Annotated in this window: 21 protein-coding genes and 2 pseudogenes; 21 read left to right on the top strand and 2 right to left on the bottom strand. The window is 57.7% G+C overall.

The genetic code is table 11. The features are described 5' to 3' along the window. From ACOYW1_RS23815 to ACOYW1_RS23730, 18 genes and pseudogenes are all read left to right on the top strand, one after another. Complete coding sequence (locus ACOYW1_RS23815) at positions 1-942, top strand: ribose-phosphate diphosphokinase (RefSeq protein WP_180142652.1); 942 nt, start codon at positions 1-3, stop codon at positions 940-942. A 45-nt stretch (positions 943-987) separates the two neighbouring features. Continuing rightward, positions 988-1,593 carry a 50S ribosomal protein L25 gene (locus ACOYW1_RS23810; RefSeq protein ID WP_482418092.1) on the top strand — a complete coding sequence of 202 codons (606 nt, stop codon included), beginning with the start codon at positions 988-990 and terminating at the stop codon, positions 1,591-1,593. A 167-nt stretch (positions 1,594-1,760) separates the two neighbouring features. After that, entirely contained in the window at positions 1,761-2,342 is a 582-nt protein-coding gene (gene pth / locus ACOYW1_RS23805) for an aminoacyl-tRNA hydrolase (protein ID WP_482420023.1), read from the top strand. A gap of 457 nt (positions 2,343-2,799) precedes the next feature. Then, positions 2,800-3,720, top strand: a complete 921-nt coding sequence (locus tag ACOYW1_RS23800) for a manganese-dependent inorganic pyrophosphatase (protein WP_482420022.1) — start codon at positions 2,800-2,802, stop codon at positions 3,718-3,720. 596 nt (positions 3,721-4,316) lie between these two features. Continuing rightward, complete coding sequence (locus tag ACOYW1_RS23795; RefSeq protein ID WP_482418089.1) at positions 4,317-4,856, top strand: CarD family transcriptional regulator; 540 nt, start codon at positions 4,317-4,319, stop codon at positions 4,854-4,856. Between the two features lie 51 nt (positions 4,857-4,907). Further along, on the top strand, positions 4,908-5,843 hold the full coding sequence (locus tag ACOYW1_RS23790; protein ID WP_482420021.1) for an RluA family pseudouridine synthase: 936 nt from the start codon (positions 4,908-4,910) through the stop codon (positions 5,841-5,843). 325 nt (positions 5,844-6,168) lie between these two features. After that, positions 6,169-6,558 (top strand): NADH-quinone oxidoreductase subunit A, encoded by a 390-nt coding sequence (locus tag ACOYW1_RS23785; RefSeq protein WP_482420020.1) that lies wholly within the window; start codon positions 6,169-6,171, stop codon positions 6,556-6,558. Beyond that, positions 6,555-7,133, top strand: a complete 579-nt coding sequence (locus ACOYW1_RS23780; RefSeq protein WP_482418086.1) for an NADH-quinone oxidoreductase subunit B — start codon at positions 6,555-6,557, stop codon at positions 7,131-7,133. The genes ACOYW1_RS23785 and ACOYW1_RS23780 overlap by 4 nt, the downstream gene beginning before the upstream one ends. A gap of 63 nt (positions 7,134-7,196) precedes the next feature. Further along, positions 7,197-7,640 (top strand): NADH-quinone oxidoreductase subunit C, encoded by a 444-nt coding sequence (locus tag ACOYW1_RS23775; RefSeq protein WP_482420019.1) that lies wholly within the window; start codon positions 7,197-7,199, stop codon positions 7,638-7,640. Positions 7,641-7,708: 68 nt separating this feature from the next. Next, entirely contained in the window at positions 7,709-8,827 is a 1,119-nt protein-coding gene (locus ACOYW1_RS23770) for an NADH-quinone oxidoreductase subunit D (protein WP_482418084.1), read from the top strand. An 11-nt stretch (positions 8,828-8,838) separates the two neighbouring features. Next, positions 8,839-9,810 carry an NADH-quinone oxidoreductase subunit NuoH gene (gene nuoH, locus ACOYW1_RS23765; protein WP_482420018.1) on the top strand — a complete coding sequence of 324 codons (972 nt, stop codon included), beginning with the start codon at positions 8,839-8,841 and terminating at the stop codon, positions 9,808-9,810. Continuing rightward, positions 9,807-10,247 (top strand): NuoI/complex I 23 kDa subunit family protein, encoded by a 441-nt coding sequence (locus ACOYW1_RS23760; protein ID WP_482418082.1) that lies wholly within the window; start codon positions 9,807-9,809, stop codon positions 10,245-10,247. Before nuoH ends, ACOYW1_RS23760 begins: the two co-directional genes overlap by 4 nt. Further along, on the top strand, positions 10,244-10,762 hold the full coding sequence (locus tag ACOYW1_RS23755; RefSeq protein ID WP_482420017.1) for an NADH-quinone oxidoreductase subunit J family protein: 519 nt from the start codon (positions 10,244-10,246) through the stop codon (positions 10,760-10,762). The genes ACOYW1_RS23760 and ACOYW1_RS23755 overlap by 4 nt, the downstream gene beginning before the upstream one ends. Continuing rightward, positions 10,759-11,076, top strand: coding sequence for an NADH-quinone oxidoreductase subunit NuoK (gene nuoK, locus ACOYW1_RS23750; protein WP_482418080.1), 318 nt, complete (start codon positions 10,759-10,761; stop codon positions 11,074-11,076). The genes ACOYW1_RS23755 and nuoK overlap by 4 nt, the downstream gene beginning before the upstream one ends. Before the next feature lie 665 nt (positions 11,077-11,741). Continuing rightward, a pseudogene (locus tag ACOYW1_RS23745) lies at positions 11,742-11,795 on the top strand (hypothetical protein); the annotation flags it as partial. A gap of 243 nt (positions 11,796-12,038) precedes the next feature. After that, positions 12,039-13,100: a proton-conducting transporter transmembrane domain-containing protein gene (locus ACOYW1_RS23740; protein ID WP_482423806.1), complete on the top strand. Its 1,062-nt coding sequence runs from the start codon at positions 12,039-12,041 to the stop codon at positions 13,098-13,100. Beyond that, positions 13,100-13,348 (top strand): hypothetical protein, encoded by a 249-nt coding sequence (locus ACOYW1_RS23735; protein WP_482420016.1) that lies wholly within the window; start codon positions 13,100-13,102, stop codon positions 13,346-13,348. Before ACOYW1_RS23740 ends, ACOYW1_RS23735 begins: the two co-directional genes overlap by 1 nt. Continuing rightward, positions 13,335-15,122 (top strand): Na(+)/H(+) antiporter subunit D, encoded by a 1,788-nt coding sequence (locus tag ACOYW1_RS23730; RefSeq protein WP_482420015.1) that lies wholly within the window; start codon positions 13,335-13,337, stop codon positions 15,120-15,122. Before ACOYW1_RS23735 ends, ACOYW1_RS23730 begins: the two co-directional genes overlap by 14 nt. Before the next feature lie 171 nt (positions 15,123-15,293). Here the strand turns inward: ACOYW1_RS23730 and ACOYW1_RS23725 are convergent, their stop codons facing one another. Then, on the bottom strand, positions 15,294-15,497 hold the full coding sequence (locus tag ACOYW1_RS23725; RefSeq protein ID WP_482420014.1) for a hypothetical protein: 204 nt from the start codon (positions 15,495-15,497) through the stop codon (positions 15,294-15,296). 42 nt (positions 15,498-15,539) lie between these two features. On the opposite strand from ACOYW1_RS23725, the gene ACOYW1_RS23720 reads away from it, so the two are divergent. The 3 genes and pseudogenes from ACOYW1_RS23720 to ACOYW1_RS23710 all read left to right on the top strand — a co-directional run bounded on the left by ACOYW1_RS23720 (position 15,540) and on the right by ACOYW1_RS23710 (position 18,743). Then, complete coding sequence (locus ACOYW1_RS23720; protein WP_482420013.1) at positions 15,540-17,120, top strand: complex I subunit 4 family protein; 1,581 nt, start codon at positions 15,540-15,542, stop codon at positions 17,118-17,120. A 239-nt stretch (positions 17,121-17,359) separates the two neighbouring features. Continuing rightward, positions 17,360-17,818, top strand: a pseudogene (locus tag ACOYW1_RS23715) (hypothetical protein); the annotation flags it as partial. 97 nt (positions 17,819-17,915) lie between these two features. Beyond that, complete coding sequence (locus ACOYW1_RS23710; protein WP_482420012.1) at positions 17,916-18,743, top strand: NADH-quinone oxidoreductase subunit N; 828 nt, start codon at positions 17,916-17,918, stop codon at positions 18,741-18,743. Between the two features lie 19 nt (positions 18,744-18,762). Here the strand turns inward: ACOYW1_RS23710 and ACOYW1_RS23705 are convergent, their stop codons facing one another. Continuing rightward, complete coding sequence (locus ACOYW1_RS23705) at positions 18,763-19,773, bottom strand: serine/threonine protein kinase (RefSeq protein ID WP_482420011.1); 1,011 nt, start codon at positions 19,771-19,773, stop codon at positions 18,763-18,765. Between the last annotated feature and the right edge of the window lie 346 nt (positions 19,774-20,119).

Here is a 20,119-nt window from a genome sequence, read left to right as displayed (position 1 = left end):
ATGAACGATCTTTCCATATTTACGGGGAACTCCAACAAAGAGCTTGCCCAGAAGGTGTCCAAGTATCTTTTTAAAGATCTTGGAAGCGCAAAGGTGAATCGCTTCAGCGACGGCGAGATCCAGATTGAAATTGAGGAGAATGTACGGAAAAAGGATGTGTACATCATCCAGTCCACATGCTCTCCCGTGAACGACAACCTTATGGAACTGCTTCTGATGATCGACGCCATGCGCCGATCGTCTGCGTCTCGTATCACGGCTGTCATTCCCTACTTCGGTTATGCGCGTCAGGATAAGAAGGTGGCACCGCGGGTTCCCATCTCGGCCAAGCTGATTGCCGATCTTCTTACCCACTCCGGTTCATGCCGTATCATCACCATGGACCTCCATGCAGGCCAGATCCAGGGTTTTTTCAACATTCCCGTGGACAACCTCTACGCCGCTCCCATCATCATTGAACGCATTCGAGAAGATTTTGCCGGGGAAGACCTGGTGATCGTGTCTCCCGATGCCGGTGGTGTGGAACGAGCCCGGGCCTTTGCCAAGCGCCTGGGATGCGGGCTGGCCATTGTGGACAAGCGTCGCGACCGTCCCAACGAAGCCAAGGCCATGGCGGTTATCGGTGATGTGGAAGGTAAGACGGCTATCATCCTTGATGATATGGTTGATACGGCCGGCACACTGACTGAAGCGTCCAACGCCATCAGCGAAATGGGTGCCAAGGAAGTCCACGCATGCTGCACGCATCCGGTTCTCTCCGGACCTGCCGTGGAACGTATTGAGAAATCAGCGTTGAAGAGTCTTGTTGCAACGGACACCATCCCCTTAAGCGAAGAGGCGAAGGCATGTGACAAGATCAAGGTCCTCTCCGTCGCCCCGCTGGTGGGTGAGGCCATCATTCGAAGCCATCGGGGTGACTCGGTTACGACGCTGTTTGTGTAATGACACCATTTTGAAAAATTAAGCAGGTTCTTCAGGAGGATCGATTTGGAACTTTTCGAACTTAAGACAAATATAAGGGAAACCAGAGGCAAGAACGCCGCGCGCGTTATCCGCAATGAGGGCCGGGTCCCTGCCGTTGTATACGGTGACAACATGGACGCCGTTGCTGTGGACGTACTCGTTGCCGACGTGGAAGAGGCTTTCAAGCAGAGCGAGACCATTCAGGTTGTTGTGAACCTGAAGGTTGGCGATGCCGAGCCCAAGGTCGCCATCATCAAGGATGTGCAGACCGACCCCACCCGCGGTGAATTCCGTCACGTGGATTTCCAGGTGGTGGCCCTTGACAAGAAGATCAAGGCCGTTGCTCCCGTTGAGACCGTCGGTAAAGCCGCAGGTCTTGAAATGGGCGGCATCCTCCAGGTCATCCGTCGTCAGCTCGACGTACTCTGTCTGCCCCTTGCCATCCCCACCTCCATCAAGGTGGATGTTACCGACCTCAAGATCGGCAAGTCCATCCACGTGGATGAGATCAAGATCGACGGCGTCGAGATTCCCCACAACGTCAACTTCACCGTTGTGACCGTTGTTCCTCCCAAAGGCATGAGCCTTACCGAAGAAGAGGAAGGGGAAGAAGGGGAAGAAGAGGCTTAGGCCTTTTTCCCAGCCCATGGCGACTACGGTCGCCATGGCTGAACCCAATGCCTGGTACAAGGGGGCCTTGCGCCCTCGAACTGAAGGTTCCTTCATTCCGCCGCACAGAAGATATTCTTCCTGCGGCGTTGATGGAAAAGAGTTTCTGTCTGTAACTGGTTATCATTATGAATGAATCTTCGGTCAGGCTGGTGGTGGGGCTCGGAAATCCGGGTGCCCGCTACGAGAACACACGACATAATATCGGATTTCGGGTTATTGATCGCCTGGCAGAGCGTCTCGGCATGTCGGTAACCCGATCTCGTTTTGACGCCCTCTACGCCAAGGGGCGCCATGAAGGCCGGGAGGTGATACTTGCCAAGCCCCAGTCCTTCATGAATTTGAGCGGTGGCCCAGTTCGGGCCCTGGCCGACTATTTTGATATTGCCCCCGGGGAGATCCTCGTTGTGTACGACGAAATCGATCTGCCCTACGGCCGCATGAAAATTGTTGCCAAGGGGGGGCACGGCGGCCACAACGGTGTCCGATCCCTGATCGATACCCTCAAGGACAGGGCCTTTGCCCGGATCCGCATGGGGGTCGGCAGGCCGGATCCCAGGATCGAGGTGAGCGACTGGGTTCTCGGCAGGTTTTCCGCCGATGAAGCAGCGTCCCTGGATCCTTTCATCGACCGTTCCGCCGATGCAGTGGAGGCCATTTTGACCCAAGGGTTGATCAAGGGGATGAACGCCTTTAACTGCATCAAGTAGGGTGTGTTTCGATTTTTCCACAACATGATGGAGGGGCGAATGGAAAATCTACCGACGGTGGGTATTTACGCGGGCCTCGCGGGTCTGGTCCTCCTCATGCTTCTTGCCTCCTTCGGTGGGCGCACCCTCTTCTCCGGGTCACTCCCCGGCTTCCGACGCACCACCGGTTCTGTTTTGTTCCGTGATGGTGGGTTTCTTTGCTTTATTTCCGCTTCGGCGGGCCGACCGGCCCCTAACTCTGTTTGCTTCTACTTCCGATGTTTACAATCTGTTTTTGAGGCCGCTGCCCACGTCAGTCGATTTGTGGCCCGGTTTCTGGTATGCTGCTTTTTTTGTGTGATGGGTGTGGCCCGCGGCGTATCGGGGGTATCTGTATGTGATTTTACAACCTTGTGTACCCAAGGTTAGACTATATAACTATATAAGATACACGTTTAACAAGAGAAAGGACAAAATCATGAGTATTTATGTAATTGGACACAAGATTCCTGATTCAGATTCCGTTTGTTCCCCCATCGCCCTGGCTTACCTGAAGAGCAAGCTCGGTGAAGACACCGTGGCAGCTGTACAGGGTGACCTCAACCCCGAGACCACCTTTATCCTCGAAAAATTCGGCGTGGCCGCTCCCGAGATGAAGACCTCCTTTGCCGGTGAGTCTGTTTACCTCGTGGACCACTCCGACCTGGCTCAGAGCCCCGATGACCTGGGCGACGCCAAAGTTCTGGGGATCGTGGATCACCACAAACTCGGCGACGTCACCACCAGCGAGCCCCTCGAGTGCTGGATCCGTCCCGTAGGCTGTACCGGTACCATCGTCAAGGAGATGTTCGACGCAAGCGGCGTTGAGATTCCCAAGGACATCGCCGGCCTCATGCTGTGTGCCATTCTGAGCGACACCGTCATCTTCAAGTCCCCCACCTGCACCCCCGCCGACAAGAAAGCCGTTGAAGAGCTTGCGGCCATCGCCGGCGTTGACGACGTGGTTGCCCTGGGTGTTGAGATGTTCAACGTGAAGTCTGCCGTTGCCGGTACCCCCATCCGTGACCTGGTCAAGCGCGACTACAAGGATTTCAACATGGGCGGCAAGAAAGTGGGCGTTGGCCAGCTTGAGGTTGTTGACCTGGCTATCTTCGATGACATCAAGGCTGACCTGCTCAAGGACATCAACGAGCTCAAGGCCGAAGGCGAGCGCCACAGCGTGTTGCTTCTCCTCACCGACATCATGAAGGAAGGCTCCGAGCTCCTCATCGCTTCCGACGACACCGCCATCATCGAAAAGGCCTTCAACGGCCAGTCTGCGGATTCCAAGATGTGGCTCGACGGCGTTCTGAGCCGTAAGAAGCAGGTTGTGCCCAACCTGGAAAAAGTGTTTGCCTAAGACGAGGCAACTGACCTTTCCAAGAAAGGGGCCTGCCGCTCAGGTGAGGCCGGGCCCTTTGGTGCGGATTAAGAGTCATCACTGGCTGCCTCCTCGAAGGAGGCAGCCATTTTTTATGGCGGTCTTAGCCTTCGGGTGCTTGATAAAGAGCCTGTACCCATGCGCAAAAACGCATTTGGGGCGGGGTGCGCGGCCAGGATATGGAGCCTTTCTGCGGTGGCCGCAGTTTTCTCCCGTGGGATTTTGTGATTTTTCGATGGGATTTTGGTGTGAACCCATGGCTCAGGAGCCGGGCTCCGATGAAGGCTTTTCCGGGGTTCGGCCGCCTAAGGGAAGAGGCCTTCAGGGTGTGTGGTGAAGAAAAAACATCTTCATTTTAGTGGGTTGCTGAGGGGCGATGATCATCTTTGCCATTGATAATGGCACAGGGGTGTGATATATTTCTTGAGATGACGATTTACCAGTTACATTTATCCTAATTTACTATTTGACTCGACGATTGCATACGACGATTCGAATCTTCTGTCAACAGCTTTTCTGTAAATTCATCGAATGAAGCTTTTGATGCCGTCGTTTGAGTAGCAACAGGTGAGGACATGGGACATACAGATAATCTGGAGTTTCAGGTAGGTGACCTCGCGGTATATCCGGCACACGGTGTGGGACGTATCGAATCCATCGAAATCAAAGAGATCGGTGGAGAGGATATGACCTTTTACATTATGAAAGTTCTTGAAAACGGCATGGTGATCATGATCCCCACCGCCAATGTGGAGTCTGTGGGGCTCCGGCGGGTAATCAAGGAACATGAGATCCCCAAGGTCTATGAAGTGATGACCCAGAAGCGCGAGTGCGCCTTCGACAACCAGACCTGGAACCGTCGTTACCGCGAATACATGGAAAAAATCAAAACAGGCTCCCTTTTCGACGTGGCTGAGGTGTTTCGGGACCTGTTCCTCTTGAGGCTGACCAAGGATCTCTCCTTTGGGGAGCGCAAACTGCTGGATACCGCCCAGAGCCTTCTTCTCAAGGAGCTGTGCATGGCCAAGCAGACGGACGAGAAGTCCATGATGAAGGAGATCGAATCCCTCTTCAGCGATGAGGGTCTGGCCGGAACGCAACCTGAGTTGACGTAAAATCCATTGACGACCCATATCGAAAGTTTGGATCAGCAAGGCGCCTGTTCCGTGACGGTATCCACCGAAGATCACGGACGGCGCCTTGATCTGTTTGTGGCGGAGAAAGGACTGGTGCTTTCACGCAGCCAGTCCGCCCACTTCATCAAAAACGGCTTTGTCACCGTGGACGGTGACGTGCGCAAGCCCAAACACAAGGTGCGCTGCGGTGAGTGCGTGCGGGTGGTGGTACCCGAAACCAAGCCCCTCACCGTGGAACCCGAAGCCATCGACCTGGACATCGTCCATGCCGACGAAGACCTGGTGGTGGTCAACAAGCCCCGGGGGCTGGTGGTGCATCCGGCTGCCGGGCATGAGTCGGGCACCCTGGTCAACGCCCTGCTGTATCATTTTCCCGACATGGAAGGGATCGGCGGGGAGCTGCGTCCCGGGATCGTTCACCGCCTGGATAAGGACACCACGGGTCTGCTGGTGGTGGCCCTGAACCAGAAAACCCACCTGGAACTCACGCGGCAGTTTAAAGAGCGGGAGGTGAGCAAGCGGTACCGCGCCCTGGTGTACGGTGACGTGTCCGAGGACCGGGGCATCATCGACCAGCCCATCGGCAGGGACCCCAGGGATCGCAAGCGCATGGGGGTGAACAGCCCGGTGGGCAGGCCCTCGGAAACCCATTATACCGTTTTGGACCGTTTCCCGGGTGCCACCCTGTTGGATGTGGACTTGAAAACGGGCCGGACCCACCAGATTCGCGTCCACACCCACTGGCTCGGTCATCCCGTGGTGGGGGACCCTGTCTACACGCGGCGTAAAGCAGATCGCGGGCTGCCCCAGACAGCTCCCTTGCGGTCAGCCATTCGAGGGCTTTCCGGGCAACTGCTCCACGCCCATACCCTCTCGCTTACCCACCCCGCAACAGGGCAGAGGATGACCTGGCAGGCACCGCTGCCCGAGGATTTTTCCGCCGTTGTCTCCTTGTTGTCCCCTTGAGGCCCGAAGTGCCTCTCCCTTAAGCATGCGTAGCCTTCAAGGGGGCCCACCCCTGTTGTTTTCCTCATGACACCCGTCATGTTCCCTCCTGGTTATTTCTATGTTGTTCCTCGCAAAATGCCTTGACATCTTCCCTGTTGTGGGACTAAGCATGAATGAGATTTATCCGAAATGCCTAGTCCCTCCGCTGAGAGGGCCCTTCGATTTTTGCAGAACGCTTCACCCCCGCAAGTTGACGACCACCGGCAGTACCTGACCCTTTGGCCTGGCCTTTTTTTTGAGTCGGTATGTAACGATGTTCGCGAGACGGTATGGAGAATCTCTTATGGAATCGACATTGGCTCTGGATTACATCTATGTCATGTTTTTTATCCTGGGCGGGTTTATCGCCGCCTTCCTTCCTTTTGTCATCGCCTGGATGCTCCGCCCCGCAACTGTCGTCACCCCCCGCACCCACCAGACCTACGAGTGCGGTATCGAGCCCTTCAACCAGATGTGGGACTACCGCTTCGGAATTTCCTATTACCTCTATGCCCTGATCTTTTTGGCCTTTGACGTGGACGTCCTCTACCTCTTTCCCGTGGCCACGGTGTTCAACGCCGTCCCGGGCATGCGCGGGGCCGTGGAATTTTCCATTTTCATCGGCATTCTCAGCCTGGCTGTGGTCTACGCCTGGTCCAAAGGGGTCTTTACCTGGGAGAAGAGAAAGCAATGAAAGAGGTCGAACGCTACGCCCAGTCCTTGAGGCATGAAGCCGAAGCCGGTGCCGTCGCCGAAGAGGGGGGCGGCATCCTGGGATTTCCCCTGACCCGGCAGGTACTCCAGGTCTGCCAGGCCAACTCCCTGTGGCCCATGACCTTTGGTCTGGCCTGTTGCGCCATTGAGATGATGGCCACGGGCATGGCCCGTATGGACATGGCCCGTTACGGTGCAGAGGTCTTCCGTCCCTCGGCCCGCCAGTGCGACCTGCTCATCGTCTCCGGCACCGTGACCAAGAAGATGGCACCGGCCCTCATGACCCTTTATGAGCAGATGCCCGCCCCCAAGTGGGTCATCGCCATGGGCAACTGCGCCATCTCCGGCGGTCCCTTCAAGGTGGAAGAGAACTACAGCGTCATCGAGGGGGTGGACACCCTGATTCCCGTGGATATCTACATCCCGGGATGCCCACCCCGGCCGGAAGCCCTCATCGAGGGGATCCTCAAGCTTCAGGAGAAGATCGCGGGCAAACGTCACCCCTGGCCCCAGCGGCGGTTTAAAAAAGAGACGAGAATTCATCCCATTGACTGAGTCTGCGGCGTACGTTCCCGTACGGCGTGATCTGTGAGGTGCAGTGTGAAGGCAAGCGATGCGGTGGCAAAATTATCGGAGGCCGGGTTTTCAGCAGAACCCTCAGCCGTCCATGAAACCGGGGTCCATATCCTGGTGACCCTTGCGGCAGAGCAGGTGCGTCCCTTTGCCGAGTGGCTGAAGGGGGCAGGGTTTTTCATCGACTTTGTTACGGCCGTGGACGTCTCTCCTGCCCTTCAGGTCATCTACCAGTTTGCCCATTACGATGCCCCCTGCCGCATCAACGGCAGGACTTCGCTGCCCGAATCGGGGACCCTGGACACCATCAGCGATATCTTCCAGGGAGCGGACTGGCACGAGCGGGAGACCCGGGATTTTTTCGGGGTGGTCTTCTCCGGGCATCCCAACCTGACTCCCCTGATTCTCTGCGACGAAGACAAAGACTTAAAGCCCCTGCTCAAAACCGAGGCAAAACGCAAAGCCGCGGACAGCATCGGGTGGGGATAGCCCGCCTGAGGGCCCTGTGACGCTAAGCAGGCCCGTGGCATGAAACGGCACACCAACACGGAGCAGCCATGGTAACCAAGCTCGAAAAAATCGCCGGTCCAAGGCACCGGTTCCTGCTCAACATGGGTCCACAGCACCCCAGCACCCACGGGGTCCTGCGCGTGGTGCTGGAGATGGACGGCGAATACGCCATGGCCTTGGATCCGGTGTTGGGCTACGGGCACCGCATGCATGAAAAGATGGCCGAAGGCAGGCCCTATAACGGCTTTTATCCCAACACCGGGCGCATGGATTACCTGGGGGCGATTCTCTTCAACCACGGCTATGTGGGGCTTCTGGAGCGTGTGTGCAAGGTTTCCGTCCCGGAGCGGGCCGAGTACGTGCGGGTAATCACCTCAGAGCTTAACCGTATCGCCAGCCACCTGGTGGGCATTGGGGCCTACGTTCTGGACCTGGGGGCCTTTACCCCCATCCTTTACGCCTTTGACGATCGCGAAAAGATCCTCGATATCCTGGAGGAGACCACGGGCTCGCGCCTGACCTACTGTTACCTCCGTGTGGGTGGGGTGACAAAAGACATCGACGACACCTTTATCCGAAGGACCCGCAGCTTCATAGACCGCATGCGATCACGGCTCCCCATGTACCGGGACCTGGTCACCGACAACATCATCTTTTTGCGGCGCACCAAGGGCATCGGCGTCATCGACCGGGACATGGCCGCGCGATACGGGGTGACAGGACCCGTGCTCCGAGGCTCGGGCATCGCCTACGACGTGCGCAAGAGCGAGCCTTACTCCATCTACGATCGCTTTGACTTTGAGGTCCCCGTGGGCGAAAACGGCGACTCGTTCGACCGGTACATCGTCCGGATCCGGGAGATCGAGCAGAGCCTGCGCATCATTGAACAGGCCCTGGACGGGCTGCCCGAAGGTCCCGTCATGGAGAAGACCAAAAAACTGAAGCTGCCCGCCGGGGCCTGCAACTTTACCGTGGAGGCGGCCCGCGGCTCCCTCTCGTACTATCTGGTAGGGGACGGCAGCGACACCCCCTACCGCCTCAAGGTGAGGGTGCCTTCTTACAGCAACCTGAGCCCCCTGCCCGAACTCTGCAAAGGGATGCTCCTCTCGGACCTGGTGACGGCCATGGGGAGCCTGGACCTTGTGATCCCGGAAATCGACAGGTGATTATGGACACGATGCACTTTTCTTTCGGCGACATGATGCGGCTGGTGATCGCTTTTGTGATGCTCATCTCCCTGGTGTTTATCAACGCACTGGTCATGGGCTACCTGGAGCGCAAGGTGGCGGCCAGAATCCAGCGGCGCTGGGGACCCATGGAAGTGGGCGTCCAGGGATGGCTCCAGATGGTCATCGACGGTATCAAGATCATCGCCAAGCAGCTCATCGTCCCAAGGGACGCCGATCGCACTGTTTTTCGCGTGGCGCCTCTGCTCTCCTTTACCCCGGTGGTGCTTCCCTTCCTGGTGATGCCCTTTTCCAAAGGCCTGGTGGGGCGGGACATCAACCTGGGGCTCATCTTCGTGCTGGCGGTCTCCTCCATCAACGTGCTCTCCATCTTTGTTGCGGGGTGGGCCTCCAACAACAAGTACTCCCTTTTCGGATCGGTACGCTCGGTGTCCCAGAACATCGCCTACGAGATCCCCATCCTTTTGTCCCTGCTCTCGGTGGTACTCATCACCAATACCTTCAGCATGCAGGGCATCGTGGCCGCCCAGGGGAAGGTGTGGTTCGTCCTGGTTCAACCCGTGGCCTGCCTTATCTACCTGATCTCGGCCACGGCCGAGACCAACCGGGCTCCCTTTGACCTGCCCGAAGCCGAAAGCGAGCTCACCGCCGGGTACCACACCGAGTACAGCGGGTTCGGGTTCTCCCTGTTCATGATCGCCGAGTACGGCAACATGTTTATCGTCTGCGCCGTGGCCACGGTGCTCTTTTTCGGCGGGTGGCACGGCCCCTTCAGCGGGGAGTACTTAGGGGCCCTCTGGTTTCTCCTCAAGGTATTTCTCCTGATGCTTACCATGATCTGGGTCCGCTGGACCTATCCGAGGGTGCGGTTCGATCAGCTCATGAACCTTGCCTGGAAATACCTGATCCCCTTTTCCCTGGTGAACCTTCTTTTAACCGCGTTGGTGGTGGCGTTGCTATGAGTGGATACTTCAGCGATCTGATAACCGGAAGCAAGAGCCTGCTGGTGGGCCTGGGGGTCACCTTTAAAGCCATGGTCTCTCCCGTGGTGACGGTGCAGTACCCCCGGGAGAAGATCGACGTGACCCCGTCGGTCAGGGGCCACATCGACCTGGTAAAGGACGAGACCACAGGGACCCACCGGTGCATTGTCTGCCTCTCCTGCATGAAGATCTGCCCCTGCCAGTGTATCACCGTGGAAGGGGAGAAGCAGGAGGGCGTCAAGGGCAAGGTTCTGACCCTGTTTACCCTGGATTTTACCAAGTGCAGCCTCTGCGGCCTTTGCGTGGAATCCTGTAAACCCCGGGCCATCGATTTTTCCAGTGAGTACGAACTGGCGGGCTTCTCCCGGGAGGAGTTCTTCTATGACCTCCTGAAACGCGTAAAGGAGCGGGAATGAACGTGTTGATGGATCTCTTATTCTTTGGCTTTCTCGTGCTGACCATGGCAGGGGCCTTGCTGGCCGTGCGGGCCGGGGTGCTCATGCACGCCGTTTTAGGCCTGGCCGTCTCCCTGCTGGGGGTGGCCGGCCTCTACCTCTACCTGGGGAGCCCCTTTCTCACACTCATGCAGGTGCTCATTTACGTGGGGGCCATCTGCGTGGTGCTCGTCTTCGGCATCATGGTGGGCTATACCCCCAACGAGGTGGCGGAAAAGGTGCCCATGGGCCGCTATGCCTTCCTGGGCCTTGTGGCCTCCGGGGCCGCTGCCTTCTTCCTCATGGTCATGGTCATCGGTCAAACCGACTGGGTCCCGGCTCCTGAACGCCTGGGGGATTTTTCCATCGAGCACGTGGGCAAAGGCCTTCTTCTCACCTGGTGCCTTGCCTTTGAGATGATCTCCGTGGTGCTCCTTGTGGCCATCGTGGGGGCCATTATCCTGGCCCGGGGCGGGCGCGAGGAGGTGAACCCATGAGCTTTCACGCCACTCTGGACACCTATCTGATCCTGGCCCTTTTTCTCCTGATGATGGGCATCTACGGCATGATCCGCCACAAGACCTTCATCGGTATGCTGATCTCAACGGAGCTGGTCCTGAATGGCGCAGGCCTCAACTTCATGGCCTTCAATAAATTCCTGGCCCCGGACCCCGCCGTGGGCCAGATCTTTACCCTTTTTATCATGGGCATCGCCGCCGCCGAAGCCGCCATCGCCATCAGCTTTATCCTGGCGGTCTACAGAAAGTTCTCCTCCGGCGACCCCAGGGACGTGACCGACTTGAAAGGGTAGTGGATAAAAAATATCTGTGGTGAAAGGCGTTTCAAAAAGCCTGCCTTCTATGGCTAAAGTCGAGAGCAAAAGCAAGCCTCCGGCGGCGCAGGCCTGGCCAAGCCCACAATAGCGAAAACACCTCGAAAGCTGATTGCCCTTGCGCTTTACCCTTCGTTCCTCAGGGCAAAGCGCAAGGGCCTTCGACTCGGGCTTCGCCCGACACAACCGCTGAAGGTGTGTGCGGCCTGGCTCACAAGGTTCGACCCAACTGGATACGTTGTCGTTACTTGACCATTTCAGCGTGTTTTTAGAAGAATGAAATGGGCTTCTCTGCAAAGACGGTTGCCAAATGTCACACATCACGCGAATGCCCCGATAACGCAGGTAGAATGGCTACCTCCATGCATTCGCCTCAGGGTTTCAAGGTGCCCCCACCTTGCCGCCGGAGGCTTTTTTGATCTGAATAGTTACGCTTTTTCTAACCCAAACAGTGACCCTCACAAGGCTTATAGAGATGATTGAGACGACTCCCGGCATGTTGATACTCACCGCTGTCATTCCCATGGTGGCGGCTTTTCTGGTGATGATCTCGGGCAGGCGGCCCAACCTCCGCGAGGCGTGGTCTGTGGTGGGGGCGGTGCTGACCTTTGCCTCGGTGGTGAACCTGGCGCCCAGGGTACTGGCAGGGGAGGTCCTCTCCTATACCTATGCGGAGATTCTGCCCGGGGTGGGGGTGACCTTGAAGCTCGACGGCCTGGGGCTCATCTTTGCGGGCACTTCCTCGTTTCTCTGGATCCTTGCGGCCTTTTACTGCGTGGGGTACATGCGGGGCCTTGAGGAACATGCCCAGACCCGGTTTTACGTCTGCTATGCGGCGGCGGTGGGGGCGGCCATGGGCGCTGCCTTTGCAGGGAACCTGTTTACCCTCTACCTTTTTTACGAGATCGTTTCGGTGGTCACCTATCCTCTGGTGATGCACCATCAGGACGCAGAGGGCTACGAAGGGGGGAGGAAGCACCATCTACCTCTTTTTTACCTCCAAGGCCTTTCTCCTGACGGGCATGGCCCTGGTGTACCTCACGGCAGGGACCCTGGATTTCGGCTCCGGCATCATGGACGGGATTTTTCCGGCGGGCACCGGCAAGGTTCTGGTGGTGTCGAGTTTCCTTCTCTTTCTCTTCGGGTTTGCCAAGTCCGGGGTCATGCCCTTTCACAACTGGCTGCCCTCGGCCATGGTGGCCCCCACCCCGGTGTCGGCCCTGCTTCACGCGGTGGTGGTGGTAAAGGTCGGGGTCTTTTCCACGGCCCGGGTCATGCTCTCGGTTTACGGGGTGAACCTTCTCCACAGCACGGGGCTGGGGCTCTTCACCGCTTACTTCGTCAGTTTTACCATTCTCTGCGCCTCGGTCATCGCCCTGACGAAAACCAACCTCAAGGCCCGTCTTGCCTACTCCACGGTGAGCCAGCTCTCCTACATCCTGTTGGGGGTGGCCCTTCTGACCCCCACGGGAGTCACCGGGGGCATCGTGCACATCACCAACCACGCCTTTTCCAAGATCACGCTCTTCTTCTGCGCCGGGGCCATCTTTGTGGTCTCTGGCAAGAGCGATATCCGGGAGATGGGCGGGTTGGGGTACCGCATGCCCTGGACCATGGGGGCCTTTGCCCTGGCATCCCTTTCCATGATCGGGGTGCCGCCGGTGAGCGGGTTTGTGAGCAAGTGGTACCTTGCCCTGGGCACCGACCCCTGCATATTCTACGGCATTCTGCTCACCGTGCTTTTGGTGAGCAGCCTTCTTAATGCGGGATATTTCGTGCCGGTGGTGATCAAGGCCTTTTACGGCGCGCCCCTTCCTGAAGACCAGGGCAAGACAGGAAGCCTGGAGCAGACGCCCCTGGCCCGTTTCATGGTGGTGCCCTTGACGGTCACCGCTATTTTTTCGGTGCTGTTCGGGCTCTATCCGGATCTTTTTTTCAAACTCATCTCGGTGCTTGATGTGGGCTTTTTCACCGGGCTGACTCAGGCGACAGCGGGGTTGTGATGGTCAGATTCATAGGCTTTTTACGAAACCGGTCCGGGCTTCTTACCTGGCTCTTTTTCCTCTGGCTTGGCTTTACCGTTCTTTTTGACGTCACGATTTCCCGGCACGACCCCCATTTTTTCGGGGACACCGTCATCGGGTTCTGGTCGGCCTTCGGGTTTTTGGGCTGCCTTGGGATGGCGTTTGTCTGCAAGGGGATCTATCACCTTTGGCTGATGCAGGATGAGGACTACTATGACAAATCATGAGCTGTTGATGCACCCCACCACCTGGTTTCTCCTGGCAGCGGTGTCCATGCCCCTGTTGAAGCGGATCCACCCCGTGCTCATGAAGCTGGCGCTGGTGGGAGTTCCCGCTCTTTCCATCGTGCTGATCTACCAACTTCCAGAGAACTTCGGCACGGTGACGTGGATGGGGTTTGACCTTGTCTTCGGACGGGTGGACAAGCTGACCTTTGTCTTTTTGAATGTCTTCACCCTTATGGCTCTTATCGGGGGCTTTTACAGCCTTCACGTCAAAGAGAGCGGCCACCACACCGCCGCCTTTCTCTACGTGGCCGGCTCCATTGGGGTGACCCTCTGCGGGGATTACCTCACCCTGTTTGCTTTCTGGGAACTCATGGCCTTTGCCTCCACCTTCCTTGTCTGGTACCGAAAGAAGAAAAAATCCGTTGAGGCGGGGTTTCGTTACCTTTTGGTGCACACCGCAGGGGGTCTGGTGCTTCTGGCGGGCATCTTCCTGCGCTACCAGAACGTGGGCCTCGAAGGGCTGGCCTTTGAGCAGATCGCCCGGGACGGCGCCACCCTGGCCGATTACCTCATTATGATCGGGTTTATGCTGAACGCTGCCGTGCCCCCCATCCATGCCTGGCTTCCCGATGCCTACCCCGAGGCTACCGTGGCAGGGGCCGTCTTTATGTGCGCCTTTACCACCAAGACAGCCGTCTATGTCCTGGCCCGCGCTTTCCCCGGATTCGAGGCCCTGGCCATCCTGGGGGCCATCATGACCCTCTACGGCGTTGCCTACGCGGTCATCGAAAACGACGCCAGGCGGATTCTCGCGTATCACATCGTCAGTCAGGTGGGGTACATGGTGTGCGGCATCGGCATCGGGACCGCCATGAGCATCAATGGCGCCTGCGCCCACGCCTACGCCCACATCCTCTACAAGGCCCTTCTCTTCATGGGCGTGGGAGCTGTCCTGGAGATGACCGGAAAATCCAAGCTGAGCGACCTGGGCGGGCTGTGGAAGCACATGCCCTGGGCCATGGTTTTCACGGTCATCGGCGGCATCTCCATCTCGGGCTTTCCCCTGACCAGCGGGTTTGTGAGCAAATCCATGATCATCGCAGGGGCAGGGGCTGACCATCGGCCCGTGTTGCTGGTGATGCTCACCCTGGCCTCGGTGGGGACCTTCCTGTCCGTGGGCATCAAGCTGCCCTACTATATCTGGTTCGGCAAAGACTCCGGCGTGGAGGGGCGCGAGGCCCCCTGGAACATGAATCTGGCCATGGCCGTCGCTGCCTTTTTTTGCTTCTTCCTGGGCTTCGGGCCCGGCACGCGCTGGCTCTACCAGATGCTTCCCTTTGGCGTGGGCTACCATCCCTACAGCGCCTATCATCTTTCCGAGACGTTTCAGATTTTAAGTTTCACAGGCTTAGGTTTCTACCTCATGGTGAAGAAACTGACTCCCGAAGACCACATGAGCCTGGACCTCGACTGGTTCTACCGAAAAGGGGCCCGTGTGTTTATGTGGGTGGCGTCAAAACCCGTCCACGCCTTCAACGAATGGATGGACAACGTCTACCGCACCATCGGCACCCCCCTTTCCATGGTCCTGGCCAGGGCCTTTACCTGGTTCGATAAAGAGGGGATCGATTTTACCATCGACGGGTCCGCACGGCAGGTGGTGGAAGGCGGCAACAAACTCCGGCAGGTCCAGACCGGTCAGGTCCAGCAATACATCGGCAGCGCCGTGGCCGCCATCTTCGTGATCCTGGCTGCTGTCGTCTTTTTTGTGTAATCGCAGGGGGAGGGGGAAGGGCCTCCGGCGGCCAGGGGATAAATCCCCTGGACCCCAAGGTACGGGAATGCTCTGTACCTTCGTTCCTCAGGTCCATCACATTCCCTACGGGCTTCGCCCGTGGCAAGTACAGGGTGCATGATTACTGGCAGGTACATGCTGTTGGTATGGTCAATGAATTGTAAAAATGAGGATGTGTGTTTTTTTAGCGATGGAATTCGAAAGTCTGCACCTAAACCGACCGACTTCCTTACGGGCGCAGCCCGAGCCGAAGGCCATTGCGCTTTGCCCTGAGGAACGAAGGGCAAAGCGCAATGGCAATAAGCTTTCGAGGTGGCTCACCTCGCCGCCGAGGGCAGGCTTTTCTTTAATCATAGAAGGCTCATTTCTTTCTCGTTTAACTGACATTGGGGACGTATGGACACCTATCTGATTGCAAACACGTTGGGCTACCCTGTTTTATCGATCCTTGTGTTGTTGCCGCTTGTGGGGGGGCTGGTGACCTTTTTCCTTCAGGGGGAGAAGGTTTTGAAGGCATGGGGGCTTGTGGTGACCACGACCACGGCGGTGCTTTCATTGCCTTTGTACACGGCCTTTCAGCACGACACGGCCCTGTACCAGTTTGCCGAGGTGGCCCATTGGTTTCCCTTCCTTGACCTGAGTTATGTGGTGGGGGTGGACGGCATCAGTGTGCTTCTGGTGCTGTTGACGAGCCTTATCATGCCTTTATGCGTTCTCTGTTCCTGGACGTACATTACGGAGCGTCACAAGGAGTTCATCTGTGTGCTGCTTCTCATGGAGGCTTCCATGATCGGGGTCTTCGTGAGTCTGAACCTGGTCCTCTTTTTTATCTTCTGGGAGGCGATGCTGGTGCCCATGTACCTGCTCATCGCTGTCTGGGGCGGGGAGCGTCGGGACTATGCCTCCATCAAGTTTTTTCTCTACACCCTTTTGGGCAGTGTGTTTCTGCTGGTCTCCATTGCGGTGCTCTACATCCGGTGCGGGACCTTTTTCATTCCGGCCTTGATGGATGTGGGGTTTCCCTTTGGCTTTCAGGTGTGGCTCTTTCTCGCCTTTACCCTGGCCTTTGCCATCAAGATCCCCATGTTTCCGCTTCACACCTGGCTTCCGGCGGCCCACGTGGAGGCGCCGGTGGCCGGCTCCGTTATCCTTGCCAGCATCCTGCTGAAGATGGGGGGCTACGGTTTTTTGCGGTTCTGCCTGCCCATGACACCTGCGGCCACCCTTTATTTTGTGCCCTGGCTCATCGGGCTTTCCCTGATCTCCATTGTGGCCGGGGGCTACCTGGCCCTGGGCCAGAGCGACGTGAAAAAACTGATCGCCTATTCCAGCGTGGGGCACATGGGGTTTGTGACCCTGGGGATTTTTCTGTTGACCACAGGGGGGCTCCAGGGGGCCATGCTCCAGATGATCAACCACGGCATTGTCACCGGCGCTCTCTTTATCCTGGTGGGGATTATCTACGAGCGCACCCACAGCCGGGAGATCGAGGAGAACAAGGCCCTGGGCATGCTGATGCCCGCCTATGTCTCCTACCTGGTCGTCTTTTCTCTGGCCTCCTTCGGGTTTCCGGGGACCAACAGCTTTGTGGGGGAGTTTCTCGTGCTTGTCTCGGCCTTTAAGGTGAGCACCACCGTGGGGCTCATCGCCATTTTGGGGGCGATCCTGGCCGCGGCCTACATGCTTCGCCTTGTGCAGGCCATGGTCTGGGCCGACTCCGACGGACACGCCCACGCTGATGACGGCAAGGGGCACACACTCTGGGACCTGAACCTGCGTGAAATCGTGACCCTGGGCTTTTTGCTGGTCTTTGTCTTCTGGATCGGCCTGAATCCCAAGCCTCTGATCCGCGTCATGGAGCCCAGCCTCGCCCACCTGCTCCAGCAGGTGGAGGAGCTCGTGAGCTCCCCCATGGCACCTTGCACTCTTCACTGGAACCGGGGCTTCGCACGGACAGGACGCAGCCGTAAGGATTAACACAAAAGCCTGCCTCCGGCGGGTCGCTTTTTGAAAAAAGCTCCGCAAAAACTTTCCGGTTACTCGTCAGGCTAAATCGATTGGTAGACAATGACATTCGAGTGAGCCGAAATCGTTCTTGAAAACCTGTTTGTCAAACTTTTCAAAAGTTTGGCCCCCGGCAGGGCCGCCGGAGGCATGGCTTGAAATTGGGGAATGGGGTGGACATTTTGCTGATTTTTCTGCCTGAGTGTGCGTTGATGGCCATGGCGCTGGTGCTTTTTTTCGCGAGCCTTGCCTCCTGGAATGTAAAGCGTGTGTACGGGGCGTCCCTTGTGATGGGGGCCACGGTGGTGGTGTGCGCGGTGGCGTCCTGGGGCCAGGAGGGGGACCTGTTTTTCGGGGCATATCAGGTGGACGCCTTTTCCCAGCTTTTCAAGATCGTCATTACCATGGGGCTGTTTGTGGTGCTGGTCATGGGGGAGGGGCTCAAGGGCATTGAGGAGAAGCTGCGGACCGAGTACTTTCTTTTTGTGACGGTGAGCGCGGCAGGGCTGGTGTCCAGCGCCGTGGAGCTCATCACCATTTTTATCAGCCTGGAGGTCTCCTCCTTTGCCCTGTATGTGATTATTCCTTTTCGAAAGGCAGGGGCCAGGCATCGGGAGCAGATGGAGGCGGGGATCAAGTATGTGTTGTTCGGGGCCATTGCCAGCGGCATTTCTCTGTTCGGCATGAGCTATGTTTTCGGTATCGCCCACACCACGTACCTTGCCGATCTCGGGGGCCGTGGCCCCGGGGCCTTCTCGGGCAAGCCCCATGCTCATTGTGGGGCTGGTGATGATGCTGGCCGGGTTTTTCTTCAAGCTGGCTCTGTTTCCCATGCATTTCTGGGCGCCGGGATTGTGGGCCTGGTTGATCGCCGGGTTTGTGGCCACCATTCCCAAGGCAGGGGCCGTGGCCCTTCTCATCCGGTTCATCTCCCTTGCCGCCGGAACCGAGCTTGGGGATTTCAACTGGATACTGGCCTCTTTTGCGGTTTTTTCCATGGTGCTGGGCAACCTGTCGGCCCTGGTGCAGGAGGATGTGAAGCGTCTGCTGGCTTATTCCAGCATTGCCCACGCCGGGTACGTGATGGTGGCCCTTCTCTGCGTGAACCTTCTGGGGTTTGCCACGGCGGTCTACTACATCGCCGGCTACATGATGATGAACCTGGCCTGTTTTTACGTGGTTTACCATGTGGGACAGGAAGGGGAAAACGTGACCATGAACTCCCTTACCGGGTTGTACCGGCGTTCTCCCATGCTGGCCCTGGTCCTGGCCGTGGGGGCCTTTGGCATGGCCGGGATTCCGCCCACGGTGGGTTTTTTCGGCAAGCTCTTCATCTTTACAGCAGCCATTCAAAAATCCCTTTACGCTCTGGTGATCATCACCGTGATCAACGCCGGGATTTCCGCTTTTTACTATCTGAAGCTGGTGCGCGCTGCCTACTCCCCAGCAGAGGACCCGGGCGAAACCCTGCCCGTGGGCAAGCCCGCCTCGCTTCTCGGCATCGGCCTCATGGCCGCCATCCTCCTGGTGGGGATTTTTCCCCAGTTTTTCATGGAGGTGGCGGAAATGGCGGTGGGAACCCTGATGGTGCGCTAGGCGGTTTGTTGTGTGCCCTTTACATGTTACCCGAAGGGGCTGATTCGCCCATGTGGTCCAGTTGCCGGGTGAGGTCGTTCATTTCAGCCCGCCAGAAGTTTTCGGTGCCCCAGTCGGGAAAAAGGGTCTTGAAGCGGTAGTCCTGCCTCTGACGGCTGCACCAGGCCAGAAAGTAGATCATGCGCATGGCGCGCAGGGGCTCCACGAGGCGCAGGGTGCGGTCGTCGAATTCCCGGAACTGTTCATAGCCATCAAGCAGGAGGTTGAACTCCCGGCGGCATTTTGCCACCCGGTCGGGCAGGAGCAGCCAGATGTCCTGGACGGCGGGGCCCGTGGCCATGTCGTCGAAGTCGATGATGAGCAGGCCCTCATGGTCCCGGGACAGGAAGTTTTTGAGGTGGCAGTCCCCGTGGAGGCGAATGGTGTCCGCGTCCGGTACCGCATCAAAGGCCCGGCGTGCTTCGTCGTGGACCGATTCCAGCACCGTTCGGACTTCCGGGGTCATGTGGGGCGGGATGTCCCGGCCGGAGAGGAGCCAGTCGATGTCGTTTTTCAGGGATTTTTCCGGGTGAAGGTGGACCCGGTGGGGGCTTGAACCGGCTGACCCCGTCATGTGGACCCTGCCCAGGAGGGTGCCGACCCTGCGCCAGTCTTCGTCGGTGTTGAGTTCCATCTCCCTGCCGGAGCGCTTGTCAAAGACGGCAAAGAGGATGCCGTTCACCTCGCCCAGGGTGCACCCGTCGGAAAGGGCAAGGGGGGGGACCACAGGAATCTCGTTTGCCACGCAGTCCATCATGAAGCGATGCTCATCTTCGATAGCCTCTTTTTTCCAGCGGCCGGGGCGGTAAAATTTCACCACATAGCGCTTGCCAGAAAACGCCAACAGCTCATAGACCCGGTTGATGTAGCTCGGCAAGGGGGAGGTGAGCCCGGTGAGGCGCTCGCCCACGGCCTGTTCCACGGCGCCGAGCAGGACGTCCGGGGTCAGGGATGAAAAGCCGTCTTCTGGATATGATGTGTCATCTTTCATAGGCGTACGTATAGCAGATATTGCCCCCGGAGAAAACAGCGGGGCCCGTCCTTCGGCGATTGATGGCCTTTCGCCCATTGCGATGCCGCGATATACGATGTGCCGGGAAATACTCTGCAGGTGTCGCGAGAGAATAAATACTCTGTTTTGTGAGTAAAAATATGTCCATTTATGATTGCTTTGTGCTATAGTGTTTGACCATAAGATCGGGTGTGCCGGCCTGTCGAGTAGTCAACACCTTGCATAGTAATGATCCCGCAATACATCTCCATGTCGGATTGGCGCGACAATGGCCTGGGGCTGGGAACCATGACATCGTCATGGCGAAGGGCATCAAGAATCGAGA

Source organism: Desulfoluna sp. CYM3A (genome assembly GCF_056829965.1).
The sequence above is the reverse complement of the archived record's forward strand: the minus strand, read 5'-3'. Positions and strand labels throughout refer to the sequence as shown.

Coding starts and splice junctions, on each gene's coding strand:
- ACOYW1_RS23725 (WP_482420014.1), bottom strand. CDS start 15,497: ATGATTAAAGAAAAGCCTGCCCTCGGCGGCGAGGTGAGCCACCTCGAA.
- ACOYW1_RS23770 (WP_482418084.1), top strand. CDS start 7,709: ATGGTAACCAAGCTCGAAAAAATCGCCGGTCCAAGGCACCGGTTCCTG.
- nuoK (WP_482418080.1), top strand. CDS start 10,759: ATGAGCTTTCACGCCACTCTGGACACCTATCTGATCCTGGCCCTTTTT.
- ACOYW1_RS23800 (WP_482420022.1), top strand. CDS start 2,800: ATGAGTATTTATGTAATTGGACACAAGATTCCTGATTCAGATTCCGTT.
- pth (WP_482420023.1), top strand. CDS start 1,761: ATGAATGAATCTTCGGTCAGGCTGGTGGTGGGGCTCGGAAATCCGGGT.
- ACOYW1_RS23785 (WP_482420020.1), top strand. CDS start 6,169: ATGGAATCGACATTGGCTCTGGATTACATCTATGTCATGTTTTTTATC.
- ACOYW1_RS23815 (WP_180142652.1), top strand. CDS start 1: ATGAACGATCTTTCCATATTTACGGGGAACTCCAACAAAGAGCTTGCC.
- ACOYW1_RS23795 (WP_482418089.1), top strand. CDS start 4,317: ATGGGACATACAGATAATCTGGAGTTTCAGGTAGGTGACCTCGCGGTA.
- ACOYW1_RS23760 (WP_482418082.1), top strand. CDS start 9,807: ATGAGTGGATACTTCAGCGATCTGATAACCGGAAGCAAGAGCCTGCTG.
- ACOYW1_RS23710 (WP_482420012.1), top strand. CDS start 17,916: ATGCTCATTGTGGGGCTGGTGATGATGCTGGCCGGGTTTTTCTTCAAG.
- ACOYW1_RS23720 (WP_482420013.1), top strand. CDS start 15,540: ATGGACACCTATCTGATTGCAAACACGTTGGGCTACCCTGTTTTATCG.
- ACOYW1_RS23780 (WP_482418086.1), top strand. CDS start 6,555: ATGAAAGAGGTCGAACGCTACGCCCAGTCCTTGAGGCATGAAGCCGAA.
- ACOYW1_RS23730 (WP_482420015.1), top strand. CDS start 13,335: ATGACAAATCATGAGCTGTTGATGCACCCCACCACCTGGTTTCTCCTG.
- ACOYW1_RS23705 (WP_482420011.1), bottom strand. CDS start 19,773: ATGAAAGATGACACATCATATCCAGAAGACGGCTTTTCATCCCTGACC.
- nuoH (WP_482420018.1), top strand. CDS start 8,839: ATGCACTTTTCTTTCGGCGACATGATGCGGCTGGTGATCGCTTTTGTG.
- ACOYW1_RS23755 (WP_482420017.1), top strand. CDS start 10,244: ATGAACGTGTTGATGGATCTCTTATTCTTTGGCTTTCTCGTGCTGACC.
- ACOYW1_RS23735 (WP_482420016.1), top strand. CDS start 13,100: ATGGTCAGATTCATAGGCTTTTTACGAAACCGGTCCGGGCTTCTTACC.